This window comes from Dyadobacter sp. BHUBP1 (assembly GCF_050587785.1).
In the GTDB taxonomy this organism is placed as follows: Bacteria; Bacteroidota; Bacteroidia; order Cytophagales; family Spirosomataceae; genus Dyadobacter.
The window spans coordinates 243,110-260,643 of the sequence record NZ_JBOBIH010000004.1 but is presented as its reverse complement, the minus strand read 5'-3'; the positions used below and the strand labels follow the sequence as shown (position 1 = coordinate 260,643).

The following is a 17,534-nucleotide window of genomic DNA, read 5'->3' as shown; positions in this document are numbered from 1 at the left end:
TCAGTTTAGTAACTTACTTCAACATAACCCTTACAATATCCGTTGTCATTCCACGAGTAGAAGTTTGGAGATACGCCCACTATGCCAACATCATAAGTTTCCCCGGCTTTGAAATTTGTCTGGTATGTCCCCGAAAGCGTGATGGGAATTCTTGTCCCGGCAGGAACCTTGACACTCGTAATACGCCCGATCCCATTCTGATCCGGCGCATCAAATTCTGTTACCGGGCCACCCACCTTCTGGTATCCGAGATTGAGATTTAATCCATAACCACCACCAAGTAAATTGGAACCGAAAGCCTTGGTCAGACTAATTGTTATAATAGGATTATCCCTCTCGACCGTGATTGTCGCCCTAAGTCCAATGAAATTGAGCGAACCGCTGGGGTTCCATCCAAGTCCTCCGGCGACATGATAACGTTTTGTTTTTGGCTTAGTGAGCCAAGCACCGTTTTGATACTCCAGCAAATCTCCCTCCTGCGGGTTCGCCACCCCATCCAGGTTTTTCGCGCTCAATGCATGCGGCACGCTCTGCATTTGCTGGGTCCCCATATCCGCAAACGCGGTCCCATTCGCCAGATCGATTTCTGTTTGCAAATACCTTGGGATCGACCAATTGATAGCATTAAAATCACCGGTTCTCACACCGGTACCGTCATTGATCGAAATGCTGTACACACCAAATGCATTGGTAGCGACACTCTTCGTTTCACTATACAAGGTGTTCCCATTATTGAGTGCATCTTTAATGTTCAGCCGTACCGCAATCGTTACGCCCGCAAGCGGTGCACCTTGGGTGTTGCGTGCGATGCCTTGGTAATGGAGCGTCGTATTGGACTGACCATACAAGGTCAAGCAATAGAATAACACAGCCACAATAAGACTCATTTGTTTCATAGATAAATTATCGATTTTAGTAATTCACTTCCACGTACCCGCCGCCGCGACCGTTGTCGTTCCAGGAGCTCGGATTTGTGCTGGATGCTAAAAGGCCGACCGTGTAAGTTTCCCCGGCTTTAAAATCCGTTTGATATGTCCCGGCAAGGGTAAAAAGGTTTCTGTTACCCGGAGATACACGCAAGCCCGTAACTTCGTCGTTCGAGTCGAAAACTTGAATGGTACCGCCGGCTTTCTGATATCCAAGATTGATCGACAGCGCCAGTCCGCCGGTTCCCAGAATAGATCCAAAAGCTTTTGACATGACCAGTGAGATTGTTGGATTGTCTCTTTCAATAGTAATTGTCAAGGTAGGGCTTACGAAATTCGGATTCGATAACACCCCAAAACCCCATCCTCCCACATTATATCGTTTCGTTTTCGGCTTACTTACCCATAACCCGTCCTTGTATTCCAGCAAGTCTCCGTTCTGCGGGTTCACAACCCCATCCAGATTTTTCGCGCTCAGCGAATGCGGTACGCTCTGCATCTGCTGTGTTCCCATATCTACAAATGCCGCCCCATTCGCAGGATCGATCTCCGTTTGCAGGAACCTGGGTAATGACCAGTCGATCGCATTAAAGTCTCCGTTTTTAATACCTGATCCATCATTAATCGCGATGCTGTACAAACCGAATGCATTTGTGGTAACACTTTTCGTTTCGCTGTACAATATGTTGCCGTTGCTTGCAGCATCCTTGATGCTTAGACGGACGGCAATCGTTACGCCCGCAAACGGCGCCCCCTGCGCATTACGCGCGACGCCCTGGTAGTGAAGCCCACCCGGCGTCTGGGCCAGTAACGGCCCGAACATAACCAGATAAAGGCATAGTAGAAATGTTGATTTCATAAAAAGGAGTCCTTAGTAACGTATTTCAATCCGCCCCTGACAAAATCCACTGTCATTCCAACTGTTAGGATAACTGCTTTTGCCGATCAGTCCGATTTGATAAGTTTCACCTGCTTTAAAATCGGTTTGGTATGTTCCCGAAGACATAATAGGAACTCTTGTTCCGCTGGGTACACGGAGATTATTCATACGATGATTCTCATCAAACTCCGTTAATGTCCCACCCACTTTCTGGTACGCTACATTAACACTCAATCCTACTCCCCCGCCTGCCACTGTCGAACCCATCGCTTTCAAAATTTCGATCGATACGACAGGGTTGTCCCGCTGAATCGTGATTGTTACGGGTGGACTCATAAACTGGTAATTTACCGTTGGATTCGAGCCCAAGCCCGATACGTTGTACAGCTGCACCTTAGGCTTCGTCTTCCAGCTTCCGCCGGTGTATTCCATCACATCCCCCTCCTGCGGATTCTCTACCCCATTCAAATTTGCCGCCCTCCCCGCTTGCAATGCAAACGGCACACTTTGCATCTGCATCGTACCCGTTTCGACAAATGTTGTTCCGTTCGCGGGATCGATTTCCGTTTGCAGATATTTGGGGCCGGTTTGCCAGTGGATTGTATTGAAATCCCCCGTTCGGATACCGCCGCCATCGTTAATCGACACCGAATAAAGACCAAAGGCGTTGGTTGTGATGCTTTTTCGTTCGCTGTACAAGGTCGTCCCGCCGTCAGGCGCGTCTTTGATGCTCAGCCTGATGGCGATGGTCGTGCCCGCGAGCGGGACGCCCTGCGCGTTGCGGGCGATGCCCTGGTAATGTAAAACTTGCGGTGCCTGGCCGTACACACGCAAGGCCAGGCATATCGCCGCAAGCAGAAACCCAATGTCTTTCATCGTGTTCTGTTGAAGGGGTATTGCTATTCGTTCCACGCGATCTTCTTGCAGTCGCCGGCGGTGATCTTTGTCGGTGCTTCCGACCAACTCCCAACCACCTTCCCGTCTTTATACTGCTTCGCGCCGATCATGTGGGTGCCGGCTGGCAGCGCAATGTTGCTGACCGACTTTGAGGCCGGTGTCCCGCATGCCGGTTTCAGGAATGACGTCCCGCTCAGCACTGCCTTGACTTCGCCGCTGACGGTAATATCTATACGATCAAACTTGGTCGAGCTGATGGTCGTATAGGAAACCAAAGATCCCATCGGTTCCGGGGCCGCTTTTTCCTCGTCGTCCTTACAGGAGATCAATAGGGCTGCCGCCATTACAAATAGTTTTACACCGAAGATTGTGTGTTTGAATGTTTTCATGACTTTTTAAATTTTTATTTTTGATGGTTCAAAACTAGTCCGGGATACAGCGGCGGGCGAAGTTTTATTTGCCGAAGCGTGGCATTTTACGCTTGATAAGTGCCAAACGCGGAGGGAACCGTTCAATAGGAGTGCGGGGCGTAGGCTGGGCGACCGGAAAGCACTTGCGCCCTGTTTCGGCAAAACGGTTAAACCCGGATTTGCCACATTTCACCCGAAGTTTGCCCCCACTGCTTAACAATTAGTTGGCCTTTCAGGCATTTCACCAAACTTTTGGTTAAAAATACAACGGGTGGAATGCCTGGAACCCACTCATGAACAAATCAGCATAGTAGAGTCGCTAATTTTTGACCCGAACTAAACCTTTCAAAGAATGCCCTGGCCTCTGAAACTGCTTTTTTTTGCATTATTAACCCTTCCCGGATGGCTGCATGCGCAGCTGCCGGATTATAATGTACAAATGCTGAATGAAGGTAGCGGTATCAGTTTGTCGAACGTCCACAAGCTGGTGAAAGACAAAAAGGGTTTCCTATGGATATTGTCACGGCGCGTAGTACAGCGGTTCGATGGCCGCAATACAGTCCGTTTCGATGCCTCCGGGGAGGATTTCCTCGATATTGTGGTGGATCAAAACGGGCAAATATGGGTGAGCAGCCACAACGGACTGAGCACCTATATCGATGACCAGCAGGGATTTCAGCCGGTAAAGATTGCGGGGCCGCAGAAATCCAAATTCAACCTGCTGGATGTGACGCCGGATAACCAGGTATGGGCATTAAGCGGCAATGGATTATATCGTTACGACCGTCGCCGCCACGCTTTTGTGCGGCATCCCATTCCAGGGCTTACCAACAGGGTTTTCTACCGGCGGATATTCAAACGGGCAGGCGATGAGTTTTTTATCGGAGATACGCACGAACTGATAGCCTATAACTACAAAACCGGGCGTGTCCGCAGGACCGGTTTCAACTCCGCGGCGGTCATCGCGCCGTTGTCCGGGGATATTGTCTGGGCCACCAATGCGGATCTGGAAATTTTCGAACTGGATTTCCGCTCGGGCACTGTTTCCAAGGTTCCTCCCACGCGTTTCGCACCGTCCGCAGCCTATTTAACGATCAATTCCGTACTATCACTGGATCAGGACCAGGCGCTTGTTACGACCAGCAAAGGCTGCTACCTCTACGACCGAAAGGCATTGCGCGGCAAAAAAGCAATCTTTTACCATCAGGGCCGCGAGTTGAGCAACAATGAAATCATTACCAGCTACCGCGACGACGAAGGCACGCTGTGGCTCGTCTCGAAGCAAGGCATTCTGTTTTTTAAACCGAACCAGCATACCATTACCTGGCTGCGCAGTTTCCGCAGCCTGCTCAACGAGGAGAATAACAACATCCGCGCCATTACCGGCGATCGCGCGGGCCGCATATGGATGGCAACCACAGAAGGCATAGCCTGCCTTGATCCGGCGACCGGGGATTTCAAAATCACCATGCCATCTGCCGCCAATGCCCCTTACTTTCGCTTCCCGACCATCCACGCACTGAATTTCGACGGCCAACGCCTTGTGCTGGGCCCTGGCTCCGGCGGGCCGCTGTTTATGGACCCGGTTACCGGCAAGTTTCAAAAACCGCGCTACCCGGCCGGCAAAGCGGGAGAATTACTGCGGGCAAAGATCGAGCGGGATTACATCTACGGTATCCAAACTGTCGGCGACGGCGACCAGCTGATTCTTGCCGATGCCTCGTGTTACCTCATTAACCGGGATACTGACGTGATTAGCGAGCTCTCTTTTGCCGGCTCGAACCAAATCCTGCAAACCGCGCGCACCGATCGCACAGGCCACATCTGGATCGGCACTTTCAAAGGGCTGTTATACCTTAACAGCCGTTTTGAAACGGTTTGGAGCGATAGCACCTTTTATCCCGGCAAGCTCGTTACGTCCATTCTTCCCCGCAACGACTCCACCGTGTGGGCCGGCAGCGTCGGGCTTTTCGAGGTGACACGCACGCGTACCGGACTCAGAAAAAAATTGATTATTCCGGAACTGAAAAGAGCGCAGATCACCAATCTCTACGCCGATCGCAGCGGAAAGGTGTGGATCGCTGCGGATGAGGGTTTGTACCGTTTCTCCGCGGAAGACAACAAGCTGGAATGGTTCGATCTGTGGGACAATGTGCAGAACAGACAGCTGAACCCGGGAAGTATTTATGAAGACGACTCCGGGCGCGTCTACTGGGGCGGCCACAACGGCGTCAACTTTTTTGATACCCTGCAAATTGCGCTGTCACAGCAAAAGCTTCGCGTGTATGTGACGAGCGTAACCGTCAACCATAGCGACACCCTCTTCAAACCACGGCATTACAATGCAGCCCTCATGGCTGAACCCGGCAAGCTGCGGCTCGACTGGAATGAGAATTCGGTAGAAATAAGCTTTACAGCCGCTTACTACCAAAACCCTCAAAAGGTGCATTACCGCTACAAGCTGACCGGCTTGCACCCCGGATGGGTACCCAATGGGCATAACAACGTAGTCAGGTTTTCGTCGCTCGCACCCGGCTCGTACATCTTCAAAGCTGCGGCAAGCCTGGACGGGACCACCTGGCAGGAAAGCACGGAGGAGCTTACGTTCGTGATCAACCCGCCGTTTTGGGAGCGCACCTGGTTCATAATCGCCGCGCTTGCATTTGTTTCCGGCCTGATTTATTATTTTCTCAAAAAACGCATAGAAATCGTCAAACACCGTCAGGCGCGGATTTATGCTTTGCAGGACAAGGCCACCAAGCTCGAAAGGGAGAAAACCCTGGTCATGTTCGAAAGCCTTAAACAACAACTCAACCCCCATTTCCTGTTCAACTCGCTGGCATCGCTCGACAGCCTCATCTGGGATGATGCAACCAAAGCCAGCAGGTTCCTGGAAGGCCTCAGCTGGACTTACCGGTACATTCTCAAAAACCAGAATAACGAGCTTGTGCCGCTTTACGAAGAGCTGGAATTTGCAGCGGAATATGTGAAGATCCAGCAGACCCGTTTTCGGGATGGCCTGGATGTGGACGTAGCCGTCGCCAGCCCGTGGACGCACATGCTGATAGCCCCGGTCACGATCCAGAACCTGATCGAGAATGCGATTAAACACAACGCAATGTCGGCCGACGCTCCCCTGTACATAAATGTCTATACGGAAGCCGGATATATTGTAGTACAGAACAACCTTCAAAAGAAACGGTTTGTCGAAACCAGCAACCGCCAGGGGCTCAAAAACCTTCATTCGCTTTATTCTTATCTTACGCCTTTGCCCGTAATGGTATCCGAATCGGCCGGCTTATTTACGGTTAAGGTGCCGCTCATCAGCGGTAATAACATCACACATTCCACTGAAACCGATATTTCTAATGAAAGCAATCATCATTGAGGACGAAACGCTCGTAGCCCGCCAGCTTGAAAGGAAGATCGGGCAACTTGCGCCCGACATCGAAGTGACGGCCATTTTGCCCAGCCTTAAAACTGCCCGGAAATGGTTCCTCGAAAACGCCGAGCCCGATCTGATGTTTATGGATATCCAGCTCAGCGACGGCATCAGTCTCGATGTTTTCGACTTTTACGAACTGAAATGCCCGGTCATCTTCACTACCGCTTACAGCGAATATGCTATCCGCGCTTTCAAAGTGAACGGCATCGACTATTTGCTCAAACCGGTTCTCGAACGAGACCTCAAAAGGGCGCTCGACAAGTTCCGGGAGAAGAGTACAGCCACACCTGAACTTTCAGCAAAAGTGAACCAGCTAATGCAAATGCTGGCCAGGCCTGAAACCGGCTATTCGGGCTACAAGGAAAAATTCCTCGTCAATGTCCGGCAGCATTGGGTGCCGATCGACACCCGGGACATTGCCTGCTTTTGCCGGGACAATTTCAATTACCTGCACACATTCGGTGCCGAAAAATACCTGCTGGATTATAATTCGATGGACGAAATCGAAGCGCTACTCGATCCACGTTATTTCTACCGCGCCAACCGGCAGTACATCATTCATATCGATGCCATCCAGACCATTACCCCTCACGAAAACCAGAAACTGACCGTCCGGCTCAAACCGCCTTTGCTTTTCGAAATGGATATCAGCCGGGAAAAAGCGCCTGCATTCAAAAGGTGGTGCGACAGGTAGGTTAGTTAGTTGACATACCGATCTTGCAACCGCGACATCAGCGCATCGCGGCAGGTTCTGCTGACGGGGATCTGCTTTCTCCCGATCCAGATAGTATTGCCCTGAATGGCTTCGATCTTTGAAAATTGAATGATAAAAGAGCGGTGTACCCTGACAAACCGGGAGGCAGGCAATATTTCTTCCATCTTGCCGAGCTGCAAGAGCGGCATCAGGCGATCCGAACCGCGGTGGATCAAAACATATTCCCCATAGGCTTCGATATAGTCGATGTCGTCGAAAGCCACCTTGTATGTTTTTGCGTCCGATTTGATAAAAATATAGTCCTGCGCTTCCTGTGTCGCAATATCCGCCACTGGATGGGGATTGCGGCTGCCGATAAGGTCCATGGCTCTACCGACAGCCTGAAAAAAACGATCAAATGCGATCGGCTTGACCAGGTAGTCGAGTGCATTCAGCTCATAACTTTTTACGGCATATTCGGTATATGCGGTCGTAAACACGGTCATAGGCCTGGTCGTGAGCGTCTGTATGAAGCCGATACCGTTGATGTCAGGCATTTGAATATCCAGAAAAAGCAGATCGACCGGTCGGCTTTTCAGCACAGCCGAGGCTTCGATTGCGTTCGCACACGTAGCTACCAGATCAAGCGAAGGAATTTTCGAGACATAGTCGGCAAGCAGTTTCCGGGCCAACGCTTCGTCATCGACGATCATGCAAGTGATTTTCATAGGCTCACGGTCAGACGGATCTCAAATGTACGGGTATTGTCGGTAACTTCCAGGGTATGCCGGCCGGGATAAGTCAGCTCCAATCGCTTTTTTACGTTCGCCAGACCGATACCGCCCAGCTCGCTTTCCGCAGATATGGCAGCGTTTTTTGTATTAATGCACAGGAAGGACAGCCTATTCCGGTCGTCCACTTGCAAGCTAACGGAAATATGGCCGTGCGGATTCATATCCAGGTCCGAATGTTTGAAGCTATTCTCTAAAAAGGTCAGCAAGAGCAGCGGGGCTATCAGTTGACCTGATCTGACGCCGGTTACCTCAAAAGTCGTTTGCCTGCCGTAAACCTCAGATTTAAGCTTTTGCATTTCCAGGATATTGCGCAAAAAAACCACCTCGTCCGGTAGTGGCACCCATTGCGCGCGGCATTGATAAAGCATGTACCGAAGCAGCTCGGAGAGCTTCATGATCATCGGTGCGGCGTTATCCTCTTTCAGGTATGCGAGTGTGTAAATGTTGTTGAGGGTATTAAACAAAAAATGCGGATTGATCTGATTTTTCAGGAATTGCAACTCGCTTTCCAACTGCTTCCTCGCCATTTCATTTTGGGTCTGCAAGGCATTGAAACGATCAACCGCGAATTTCCAGGCAGTGCTGATGATCAGCACCACCATAAAAAGCAGGTATATCCGTGCGAACTGGAAGGCTCTCGGGTATTGAATGTTGCGTTTCAGGATCATTTTCACATCCGCCGGCACCAGCGTCAATTGCAATTTTGACAACAACACCAGCATACCGAAACAAAGCAGTCCGTAAAGTATGTACCGTCGTTTTTCCAGGAAAGACGGGATCAGAACCAAGGTATTCGAATACACAATAATGGCCTGCATACCCACATTAATGGTTGCGGCCCAAGCAGCCGCCTGGGGCTGTTGCGTGTTTGAAAACATCAGAACCCCAATGAGCCAGTAGCCCAGCCAGGCAAACGAAGCGATCGTCGGGACCTTCTTCAAAGCAGTGTTTTTCATTTACGACCCTATTACCCTGCAATGGTAAGGCATATCTGCGGAAACCAAAACAAACTCCGTCGAATGGCATGGTTTATCTTACAAACGCCCGGCTTTTTCCGTTGAAATGTATTTCCGGAGAGAATAGCCTGTCCATCGGCAATCCCGTGCATTCCAGGTCAGGTTTACCCGCCTTCATGGATTTACTTTTTCAGTTTGTCCGTTCCGCATTTGTTTTGACCTGAAACAAAACAATCTGTCATATGAAAAATCTGACCGTAACTATCGGTTCCGTTTTCGCATTATTGCTTTTTGCCGGCGGTGCACTCGCTCAGCAAAACCGGCTCGCCGACACGCCTGCCGAAGAACGGGCGCAATTACAGACGCAACGGATGAAAGAAACACTCCATCTGGACTCCGCACAGGCCGCAAAAGTGGCTGTGATCAATTTAAGTTACGCCCGTAAGATGGACCCGGTTATCGCGGGCAAAGGCAGCAGGCTTTCCAAACTGCGAGCGTTTCAGCAAGTAAACGCCGCCAGGGAAAAAGAACTGCAAATGGTGTTGAGCCAGCAACAGTTCAGGCAATTCAAACAGCAGCAACAGGAAGTGAAACAGGAATTGAAAAAACGTAAATCATAAGACCACATGACGAACATATTAACGTTTTTGACAGCTTGCACTCTCTTATTCTGTTCCTGCCGCACGGATCAAGTGGCACCGGAGACACCCCCGGTTTACAATTTTGACGTAGTGGACAAATTCCTGGAAGCGCACCTCGCCGACTACAACGATCAGGTAATCGTGCTCGTTTCCCAAAATGGTAAGCTGATCTACAAAAAAGGCTTCGGCCTCGACGAGCATACCAGCAAACCGATCGCATCGGCCACCAAATGGCTTTCGGCAGCCGTCATTTTAAGCCTCGTCGATGAGGGTAAACTATCGCTCTCCGACAGTATCGGCAAATTTCTTCCGATATTCACCGCCCACCAAAAAGGGAATATCACCATCCGGCAGTTGTTTGCGCACACAGCGGGTTTCGGAGGCGATTCGCCTCAAAAGTACGAGTACAAGAGACTAATGACGCTCGCTGAAGCGGTGGATTCCATTGCCCTGTATACTCCCCTCGTAAGCATTGCCGGCACCCAATTCGACTACGGAAGCGCCGGAATGCAGATCGGCGGCAGAATTGCGGAAATCGTGTCGGGCCAAAAATGGCAGGATCTGTTTGACCAGCGCATTGCCCAACCTTGCCAGATGACTGCGGAATATCGTTCCGCGCGTAACCCCATCATTGCCGGCGGCGTGCATACCACAGCTGCTGACTACCTCAAATTCCTGGAAATGCTGGTTAACGGCGGTACGAGTGACGGGCATCGCGTGTTAAGTGAAAATGCCATCGAGGCCATGTTCAGCGACCAGACCGAAGGCTCAAAAATCACCGGGACACCATATGCCACTAATCCATTTTCAACAACGCCTCAAAGACCAGTCCGTTACGGAGTCGGAAACTGGCTTGACGTGGTCGATACTGACGGCCATGTGCTGGAAAGCAGTAGTCCGGGCCTGTTTGGTACGCATCCATGGCAAGATTCAAGGCACCAAATCGCAGGTATTATTTTCACCCAGACTACGCCCAGACAGAGCAATATGACCAGCCTGGAAATTCGCAAGATGATCAGGGATATTGTGGAGTGAAGGCTTTCGATTGCCCGCGATCTGCATTTCCGGATGAATTTCATTTTACCATTCGAGTCGATCGGCGTTGAACAAAGAAGTAGTCAGTATCGAGGTTCCGGGTGTATTACTATTGCGGATCATCCATACCCGACGTTTTGATGCCTCTAAAGACTACCAATGCCCATTCCGCAGGCAGCCACCGACAATGCTAAAAACCTGAAACAAAACCGCTTCTGGAATAAAAAGGTACACTTATGAAGTCATTCACATTAGCTCTGTTTTTTCTGTTTGCATTACCCGCATTCCGGCCCGGGCAGGGGTCTTCCGAACCAGTGGGTGAGCTGATCAGGCTGGATTATCAAAATTCCGATACGGTAACAGACCTCGGCGCCGGGCTTTGGGCCTGGCCATTGCCGATAGACTACGATAGCGACGGCGATATGGATTTGCTGGTGTCCTGTCCGGATGTACCTTACAACGGGCTCTATTTTTTTGAAAACAAATCGGGCAAGAAAGTCCCCGTGTTCGAAGCACCTGTACGCGTGGCGGCCGGCTTGAAACACCCGCAGGTATCGTATGTGAATGGCCAGCCGCGCGTGCTGGACCAGGGGGCCGAGCTCACTGATTTCCTGCAAAATAAAGGGGCTACCCGACAGCCTTTATACGCGCCGGATTCACTGCATACCGATTTCAAAAAGAAACCGCGCTTTGTGCAATGGAAATGGGTCGATTACGATGCTGATGGCGACCAGGACCTGATCGCAGGCATCGACGACTGGCTGGAATACGGATGGGATAATGCGTACGATACAAAAGGAAAGTGGACGAATGGCCCGCTTCACGGCTACGTATACCTGATCGAAAACAACGATGGTCAATACAAAAACCGGGGCCGCTTGAAAGCAGGCGGTGAAATCCTGGACGTATACGGCCCACCCTCCCCCAATTTTGCGGATTTCGATGGCGACGGGGACCTCGACCTGATCTGCGGTCAGTTTCTCGATAAATTTACCTGGTTCGAAAATACCGGCACAGCTAAAAAGCCCGTGTACGCCCGTGGTCAGCAGCTCGCGAATGCAGGCGGCAACATCCGGATGGACCTTGAAATGATCATCCCAGTGGCCGTCGACTGGGACCGCGACGGCCACGTAGACCTGGTGTGCGGTGATGAAGACGGCCGCGTGGCACTGATCCGGAATACGGGTAAGAAAAAAGGTAATATGCCTGTTTTTGAATCGCCCTACTATTTTCAGCAGCGCGGCGGCTCTATTAAATCGGGCGCATTGGCAACGCCGGTCGGTGTGGACTGGGACGACGACGGCGACGAGGACATTATCACCGGCAATTCGGCCGGCTACATCAGCTTTATCGAAAATAAGAGAGGCGGCGCCAGGCCGGATTTCGCCGCGCCGCGCTTTCTCAAATCCGGGAATGAAGTCATACGCATTCAGGCCGGAGACAATGGGTCGATCCAGGGCCCCTGTGAGGCCAAATGGGGCTATACAACCTTGTCCGTGGCGGATTGGGATGGCGATGGATTGAAGGATATTGTCGTCAATTCGATCTGGGGCAAGGTGCAATGGTTCCGTAACCGCGGCAAAAAGGGAGCGCCCTTGCTGGATCCTGCGCAGCCGGTGGAAGTAGCCTGGACAGGCATTGCTCCGAAGCCCAAATGGATATGGTGGACACCTTCTAAAACTGAACTCGCCACTCAATGGCGTACCACGCCCTATGCGATTGACTGGAACAAGGATGGCCTAACGGACCTTGTCATGCTCGACCCGGAAGGTTACCTGGTGTGGCATGAGCGGTTCAAAGCAAGCAAAGGACTGATGCTCCGTCCCGGCAAGCGCATTTTTATGGATGAAAACGGAGAACCGTTGCGCCTCAACAAGAAAGACAATGGCGGCAGCGGACGCCGGAAATTTACACTAGCCGATTGGGACAAGGATGGCGACCTGGACATGCTCATCGATAGCCGGAATGTCGATTTTTACGAGAATACCGGCGAAAAAGACGGGAAAGTAACCTTCTGGAACAAGGGGCCGCTTTCGGAGCTGCGCCTGGCCGGCCATGACACCAGCCCCACCACTGTCGACTGGGACAAAAACGGTCAGCCGGATTTGCTCGTGGGTGCGGAGGACGGCCATTTTTATTACCTCAAAAGATAAATCAGTCTCTCGGACAAGTAATAGTATTGGTTCCTGCCGCTACGGCTGCGCCCGCCTTGCCTGCGACCACGCGTGCGGGGAAGACATCGAGAATCTTCGTAATGGCCGACCGGATGACAATTTCCGGATTTTTGCCATCATCGAACACGACCTCCACGACGGCAACCACCCAGCCCCGCCAGATCAGCTTCCTGGTCTGTGAATGCCAGACATCGAGAATTAAAGTCGCCTCGCGGTAGCGGAATAAATTGTCACGCGGCATCATCCAGTAATCGCCATACAAATAGCCATATGGATCCGGGAGCAGCGTAGATTGCTCGTCGACACGGATATCATAGCGCAAGGTCATGTCGGAGGGCTCGCGGCTAAGTAAATAGCCCTTTGCAGTGAGGAGATCGTTCACGGCCTGTTTAATCCGCCGGTCATTCAATGCATTGAAATAGATGGGATTCGAGTACCAGGCAGCGCTGTCTGTTTCAGCCCATTGGAAGGTATGGTATTGATAGACGGGCCAACTGCTGTCAACCTCGTGGTAAACCCGCATTTCCGGGCTGCACCCTATAAGTATAATCCCCAGTAACGCCAGCACCGTCCGCATAGATCCTTCAAAGTTGGTTATGGATAATAAATTATGACGGACAGCCGGCACAGCCCTTTCTCCGTACATTCTCGCTAGGCTATTTCAAACCAGCCTTCACTGCAAAACCGTTCGCGTCCGACAGACCAGGTCAGCTGCGCGAGCCAGAAACCCTTCGCAAACCGGCGGGTCGAAATGCTTACTCGCGGGCCATTGGCGGGGGTGAGTGGTATCGTCAGATCATCCTCAGCCGACTGCCTTGTAAAGGTCACTTCGGCTTTTACAAAATACAAAGGGAGTACAAATGTGACTTTTTCCTGTTCTGCTTGGTAGGTCATGGTAGTAAGATTTTATATCAGGTTAATCGGCAGGATCAATTCATTGCATTACGTATGTCCAGACAGGCTCCGTCAAATGGTTGACCACATCTTCGGCAACGCTGCCTTCGGTGATATGTGCGAGGCCCTTGTGGCCGTGCGTCCCCATGGCGATGATAGAATTGGGAATACGGCGGGCGTATTTAAGAATCCCTTCCTGGACATTAAGCCCCCTGCTCACATGAACAGTATAGTCTTTTAATCCATAAAACAGGGCGTAGTCTTCCAATCTACGTTCGGCCTCCTCCTCGGATTCCACGCTAAACGGGAACCCGTTGACGTAGAGCAAGTGAATCACAGCTCCGAACAATGTCTGGAGCGCTTTAATCTGTTCCACCAGCGGTTTCTGGTCGAGTTCCATCGTCGTGGGAAAAACGATATTCCTGACCGAATCCAAATGAAACGGGCCGTGAATGGCCATTACGGGTACCGGGGAAGCGCGGACGATCTTCTCGGTGTGCGAGCCTATAAAAAACTCTTTCAGCCCCGACGCACCATCCGTACCCATGATTACCAGGTCAACCTTTTCCCTTTTGATTACATCGCGGATTACGTCGTTGACATAACCGGTTTCCAACAGCAACTCCACACGAACGGAACCGCGGGCCGCTTTGCTTTTCAATTTCTCAAACTCCTTTTCACTGTACGCGATCCATTCGTCTATCTTCGACAAGGGATCTATGGCTTCGAATGGCTGACCAGGCATTCCGTTTCCGAAAACCGTCGGGACCTGCATTATTTTCAGTACGAGCACGCGGCCACCCGTAGCAGCAGCCATTTCAACGGCAAACTGAAAGGCGTGTTTAGCTGCCGCCGAGAAGTCACAGGGAACAAGTATTCGTTTCATAGGCTTGGGATTTAACTAAAAAGACTACGTATTTATATCGGTTATACGCTGGCTCTAAATTAGTTACCTATTGCGTCAATGATCATGACAGGTCGCACCGCAAAACATGATCTTGCTCAGAGCAGATGGGCGTTTTGAGGCCTGGCAACCCCGTGTGGTTATCTTGGTGAAATCTGGCGGGCGAGCCGGGCGACAACTGCTTCCCTCTGGCCTGGGTTCAGGCATTTTACACGGGCAATCCTGGACACTTTCACGGGCTTAATGCCGCAAAATTCAAGCGTAGCTTTCCTGATCGCCCTGATATCGCTGTTGCGATACTGCCACCAAAGCCAGATAGATGTTGCGTCAGAAGTGGCTTAGTTTTGCCTTACCGTTTTATACTTGTTAAAAAAGCGCACTTTAAGTAAATCGGCGGTGATGAGGTAAGCGATCAGTATACCGAAAATCCAGGCCGCCTCCCTGAATGCAATCCGGGCAAAACCCAGCTCACTCGCAAGTGGGGAAACCGGCAGAATGACAGTGACAGCCAAGGCAGCAAACGTGAGCCAGGAAAGGGCGTTGGAAGGCCTGCTCGTGAGAAATGGGCGCCTGCTTCTTACTACCAGTAAAATAAGCAGCTCTGTGACCACCGATTCAATAAACCAGCCCGTTCTAAAAGCAGCGCCGGAGAGCCTTAAGTGAAAGTATAAGACATAAAAGGTCAGAAAATCAAAGAATGAACTGTGCAGGCCAAACACAATCATAAAACGACGGATAAGGCGCATGCTCCATTTACCTGCCCTGACCGTCTGCTGCTGATCCACCTGGTCCGAAGCGATGGCCAATGCGGGAAGATCGGTTATGAAATTGGTGAGCAATATTTGCTTGGGAAGCATCGGAAGAAATGGGAGCAGCAGCGATGCGCCCGCCACGCTGAACATATTCCCGAAAGTTGCACCTGTCGTAATGAATATGTATTTCATGGAATTGGCAAACGACTTTCTGCCTTCCAGAATGCCATCCGCCAGTACAGACAAGTCCTTTTCCATTAATACAAAGTCGGCGGCCTGTTTGGCAACATCCACTGCATTGTGGGTTGAGATACCCGCGTCTGCCGCATTGATCGCTGCTACGTCATTGATACCATCTCCGATATAGGCCGTGACCGCTCCCTGCTCCCGCAAAGCTTTGACCACCCGGACCTTCTGATGCGGCTCGATTTCCGCGTAAACGGCGATGTTCATCGCCCGTTGCCCGAAAGCTTCGGGAGAGAGGTTATCGAGCTGTGGTCCGGTCAGGATGCGATCGTCCGCAATGCCCAGCGTTTGGGCAATGTGCCTGGCGGCAAACCTATTGTCCCCTGTGATGATTTTAACCTCAACACCCAGCTCACGCAGCTTTTGAATCGACGTAAAACTCGAAGCCTTTAACGGATCTTCCAGCAGCAAGTACCCTGCAAAGGACATTTCACTTTCATCAGCCCGGGCGATGCGGTCCAACCCCGTATGTTTGATCGCAATGCCCAGCACCCGGTAACCCTCCTCGCAATAGGTCCGATACCGGTCCAGCAGGTCTCGCCTGCGGGTTTCGTCCAGCGGCACGTTTACATCCCGACCCGTTCCAACCTGGGAACATACTTCCAGGATATTTTCCAGTGCTCCTTTGCTGATCATGAGATTGCCATCCCCGCAAGCTGCCAATACCGTGACCCGCTTCCTGATAAAGTCATAGGGAACCTCATTGAGGCGGCTGTAACCTTGCATATCCAGGGCCAGGTCGGCCAGCGCTTCATCGATCGGATTGGTAAACCCCTGCTGCATGACTGCATTGAGGTAAGCATGCAGACGCACCTGCTCGCAGGGATCTCCATCTGCATCCATTGCGCCACAAACCCGGATGCTGCCTTCCGTGATCGTTCCGGTTTTGTCCGTGCAAAGCACCGTTACCTCACCCAGATTGAAAATGGAGGAAAGCTTTTTGACGATGACCTTCCGTTCCATCATTCGCGCGGCGGCGTTGGACATGGCCACCGTCATAATAGCCGGTAAAAGCTCGGGGGCCATACCCACGGCCAGCGCCAGCGAGAAAAGCACAGAATCGATCAGCGGTTTGCCAAAGTAAATGTTGACGGCCAGAATGACCAATGTCAGCACCGTCGTAATTTGCAACAGAAAGTAGCCGAAACCTCGAATTCCGTGCTCGAATGCAGTCTCGGGAGTCTCCGTCAGGCTCTCCCGCAACTTGCCGAAAACGGTATCCGTGCCAACCCGGACAACGAGTGCCCGTCCGGTCCCGCTGATCACGTTCGTACCCTGCCAAAGGCAATTGAAACTCTCGGAAAACGCGGCCTGTCCGCCGAGCCGCCCTGCCATTTTTTCTGCCGGGAAGCTCTCTCCCGTCAGGCTGCTTTCATTGACGTGCAGTTCATTGCTGTTGATAATGCGGCAATCCGCCGGGATCATATCACCAGCTTTCAATAGCACCACATCACCAGGCACGACGTCGCCGGCATCCACTATCTGCTCCGTGTTGTCCCGGAACACCGTACTTTTTTGCGAGATCAGCTTTTGTAATTTTTCAACCGCTTTTCCTGCTTTGTATTCCTGCCAGAAACTGAGCAGCCCGCTCGCGAGGATAATACAGCCGATAATCAAAGTGTCGGAGACCTCACCGAGGAAGGCTGACAAAACAACGGCGACCAGCAGCAGCAGCACAAGAGGGCTTTTGAACTGATTGACCAGGATGGAAAACATCTTTGAAAGCCCGCCTCCGGCTTGGGGCGTGGCTGTGCGGATATTCCGCAGCCGTTCAGCGGCTTGCGCACTGTCCAGACCGTCCGCATTCGCTTTTAATACGTCGTACAGTTCCGGAAGGGGCGGCTCACCAAGCGTTGTCTGTGAGATAGGGTCGGTCAACAGCATAT

The 17,534-nt window shown here is 51.5% G+C and carries 15 protein-coding genes; 5 read left to right on the top strand and 10 right to left on the bottom strand.

Annotated features, from left to right (window positions below):
• Positions 1-5: 5 nt before the first annotated feature.
• Genes ACQ4MZ_RS17640 through ACQ4MZ_RS17625 form a run of 4 tightly spaced genes read right to left on the bottom strand, consistent with a single transcriptional unit; the run spans position 6 to position 3,092 of the window.
• On the bottom strand, positions 6-896 hold the full coding sequence (locus ACQ4MZ_RS17640; protein WP_430846816.1) for a hypothetical protein: 891 nt from the start codon (positions 894-896) through the stop codon (positions 6-8).
• A gap of 16 nt (positions 897-912) precedes the next feature.
• The gene (locus ACQ4MZ_RS17635) at positions 913-1,785 is read right to left on the bottom strand and encodes a hypothetical protein (protein WP_430846814.1); all 873 of its coding nucleotides are present in this window, start codon (positions 1,783-1,785) and stop codon (positions 913-915) included.
• Between the two features lie 12 nt (positions 1,786-1,797).
• Complete coding sequence (locus tag ACQ4MZ_RS17630; protein ID WP_430846812.1) at positions 1,798-2,682, bottom strand: hypothetical protein; 885 nt, start codon at positions 2,680-2,682, stop codon at positions 1,798-1,800.
• A gap of 23 nt (positions 2,683-2,705) precedes the next feature.
• Positions 2,706-3,092: a hypothetical protein gene (locus ACQ4MZ_RS17625; RefSeq protein WP_430846810.1), complete on the bottom strand. Its 387-nt coding sequence runs from the start codon at positions 3,090-3,092 to the stop codon at positions 2,706-2,708.
• A 373-nt stretch (positions 3,093-3,465) separates the two neighbouring features.
• Between ACQ4MZ_RS17625 and ACQ4MZ_RS17620 the strand changes: the two genes are divergently transcribed.
• Entirely contained in the window at positions 3,466-6,501 is a 3,036-nt protein-coding gene (locus tag ACQ4MZ_RS17620) for a histidine kinase (RefSeq protein ID WP_430846808.1), read from the top strand.
• Positions 6,482-7,252: a LytR/AlgR family response regulator transcription factor gene (locus ACQ4MZ_RS17615; protein WP_430846806.1), complete on the top strand. Its 771-nt coding sequence runs from the start codon at positions 6,482-6,484 to the stop codon at positions 7,250-7,252. Before ACQ4MZ_RS17620 ends, ACQ4MZ_RS17615 begins: the two co-directional genes overlap by 20 nt.
• A 5-nt stretch (positions 7,253-7,257) precedes the next feature.
• Here the strand turns inward: ACQ4MZ_RS17615 and ACQ4MZ_RS17610 are convergent, their stop codons facing one another.
• Together ACQ4MZ_RS17610 and ACQ4MZ_RS17605 are read right to left on the bottom strand one after the other, a co-directional pair.
• Positions 7,258-7,980 (bottom strand): LytR/AlgR family response regulator transcription factor, encoded by a 723-nt coding sequence (locus tag ACQ4MZ_RS17610; RefSeq protein WP_430846804.1) that lies wholly within the window; start codon positions 7,978-7,980, stop codon positions 7,258-7,260.
• Positions 7,977-9,002: a sensor histidine kinase gene (locus ACQ4MZ_RS17605; protein ID WP_430846802.1), complete on the bottom strand. Its 1,026-nt coding sequence runs from the start codon at positions 9,000-9,002 to the stop codon at positions 7,977-7,979. Before ACQ4MZ_RS17605 ends, ACQ4MZ_RS17610 begins: the two co-directional genes overlap by 4 nt.
• 242 nt (positions 9,003-9,244) lie before the next feature.
• Between ACQ4MZ_RS17605 and ACQ4MZ_RS17600 the strand changes: the two genes are divergently transcribed.
• From ACQ4MZ_RS17600 to ACQ4MZ_RS17590, 3 genes are all read left to right on the top strand, one after another.
• Entirely contained in the window at positions 9,245-9,622 is a 378-nt protein-coding gene (locus tag ACQ4MZ_RS17600; RefSeq protein ID WP_430846800.1) for a hypothetical protein, read from the top strand.
• Positions 9,623-9,628: 6 nt separating this feature from the next.
• Complete coding sequence (locus ACQ4MZ_RS17595) at positions 9,629-10,678, top strand: serine hydrolase domain-containing protein (RefSeq protein WP_430846798.1); 1,050 nt, start codon at positions 9,629-9,631, stop codon at positions 10,676-10,678.
• A 236-nt stretch (positions 10,679-10,914) separates the two neighbouring features.
• Complete coding sequence (locus ACQ4MZ_RS17590) at positions 10,915-12,831, top strand: FG-GAP repeat domain-containing protein (protein ID WP_430846796.1); 1,917 nt, start codon at positions 10,915-10,917, stop codon at positions 12,829-12,831.
• A gap of 1 nt (position 12,832) precedes the next feature.
• On the opposite strand, the gene ACQ4MZ_RS17585 is transcribed toward ACQ4MZ_RS17590, so the two are convergent.
• The 4 genes from ACQ4MZ_RS17585 to mgtA all read right to left on the bottom strand — a co-directional run bounded on the left by ACQ4MZ_RS17585 (position 12,833) and on the right by mgtA (position 17,532).
• Entirely contained in the window at positions 12,833-13,429 is a 597-nt protein-coding gene (locus ACQ4MZ_RS17585) for a DUF4136 domain-containing protein (protein ID WP_430846794.1), read from the bottom strand.
• A gap of 74 nt (positions 13,430-13,503) precedes the next feature.
• Positions 13,504-13,746: a hypothetical protein gene (locus ACQ4MZ_RS17580; RefSeq protein WP_223403039.1), complete on the bottom strand. Its 243-nt coding sequence runs from the start codon at positions 13,744-13,746 to the stop codon at positions 13,504-13,506.
• Between the two features lie 40 nt (positions 13,747-13,786).
• Positions 13,787-14,632, bottom strand: coding sequence for a universal stress protein (locus tag ACQ4MZ_RS17575; RefSeq protein ID WP_430846791.1), 846 nt, complete (start codon positions 14,630-14,632; stop codon positions 13,787-13,789).
• 356 nt (positions 14,633-14,988) lie between these two features.
• The gene (gene mgtA, locus ACQ4MZ_RS17570; protein WP_430846789.1) at positions 14,989-17,532 is read right to left on the bottom strand and encodes a magnesium-translocating P-type ATPase; all 2,544 of its coding nucleotides are present in this window, start codon (positions 17,530-17,532) and stop codon (positions 14,989-14,991) included.
• Positions 17,533-17,534 lie beyond the last annotated feature (2 nt).

Coding starts and splice junctions, on each gene's coding strand:
- ACQ4MZ_RS17640 (WP_430846816.1), bottom strand. CDS start 896: ATGAAACAAATGAGTCTTATTGTGGCTGTGTTATTCTATTGCTTGACC.
- ACQ4MZ_RS17635 (WP_430846814.1), bottom strand. CDS start 1,785: ATGAAATCAACATTTCTACTATGCCTTTATCTGGTTATGTTCGGGCCG.
- ACQ4MZ_RS17630 (WP_430846812.1), bottom strand. CDS start 2,682: ATGAAAGACATTGGGTTTCTGCTTGCGGCGATATGCCTGGCCTTGCGT.
- ACQ4MZ_RS17625 (WP_430846810.1), bottom strand. CDS start 3,092: ATGAAAACATTCAAACACACAATCTTCGGTGTAAAACTATTTGTAATG.
- ACQ4MZ_RS17620 (WP_430846808.1), top strand. CDS start 3,466: ATGCCCTGGCCTCTGAAACTGCTTTTTTTTGCATTATTAACCCTTCCC.
- ACQ4MZ_RS17615 (WP_430846806.1), top strand. CDS start 6,482: ATGAAAGCAATCATCATTGAGGACGAAACGCTCGTAGCCCGCCAGCTT.
- ACQ4MZ_RS17610 (WP_430846804.1), bottom strand. CDS start 7,980: ATGAAAATCACTTGCATGATCGTCGATGACGAAGCGTTGGCCCGGAAA.
- ACQ4MZ_RS17605 (WP_430846802.1), bottom strand. CDS start 9,002: ATGAAAAACACTGCTTTGAAGAAGGTCCCGACGATCGCTTCGTTTGCC.
- ACQ4MZ_RS17600 (WP_430846800.1), top strand. CDS start 9,245: ATGAAAAATCTGACCGTAACTATCGGTTCCGTTTTCGCATTATTGCTT.
- ACQ4MZ_RS17595 (WP_430846798.1), top strand. CDS start 9,629: ATGACGAACATATTAACGTTTTTGACAGCTTGCACTCTCTTATTCTGT.
- ACQ4MZ_RS17590 (WP_430846796.1), top strand. CDS start 10,915: ATGAAGTCATTCACATTAGCTCTGTTTTTTCTGTTTGCATTACCCGCA.
- ACQ4MZ_RS17585 (WP_430846794.1), bottom strand. CDS start 13,429: ATGCGGACGGTGCTGGCGTTACTGGGGATTATACTTATAGGGTGCAGC.
- ACQ4MZ_RS17580 (WP_223403039.1), bottom strand. CDS start 13,746: ATGACCTACCAAGCAGAACAGGAAAAAGTCACATTTGTACTCCCTTTG.
- ACQ4MZ_RS17575 (WP_430846791.1), bottom strand. CDS start 14,632: ATGAAACGAATACTTGTTCCCTGTGACTTCTCGGCGGCAGCTAAACAC.
- mgtA (WP_430846789.1), bottom strand. CDS start 17,532: ATGCTGTTGACCGACCCTATCTCACAGACAACGCTTGGTGAGCCGCCC.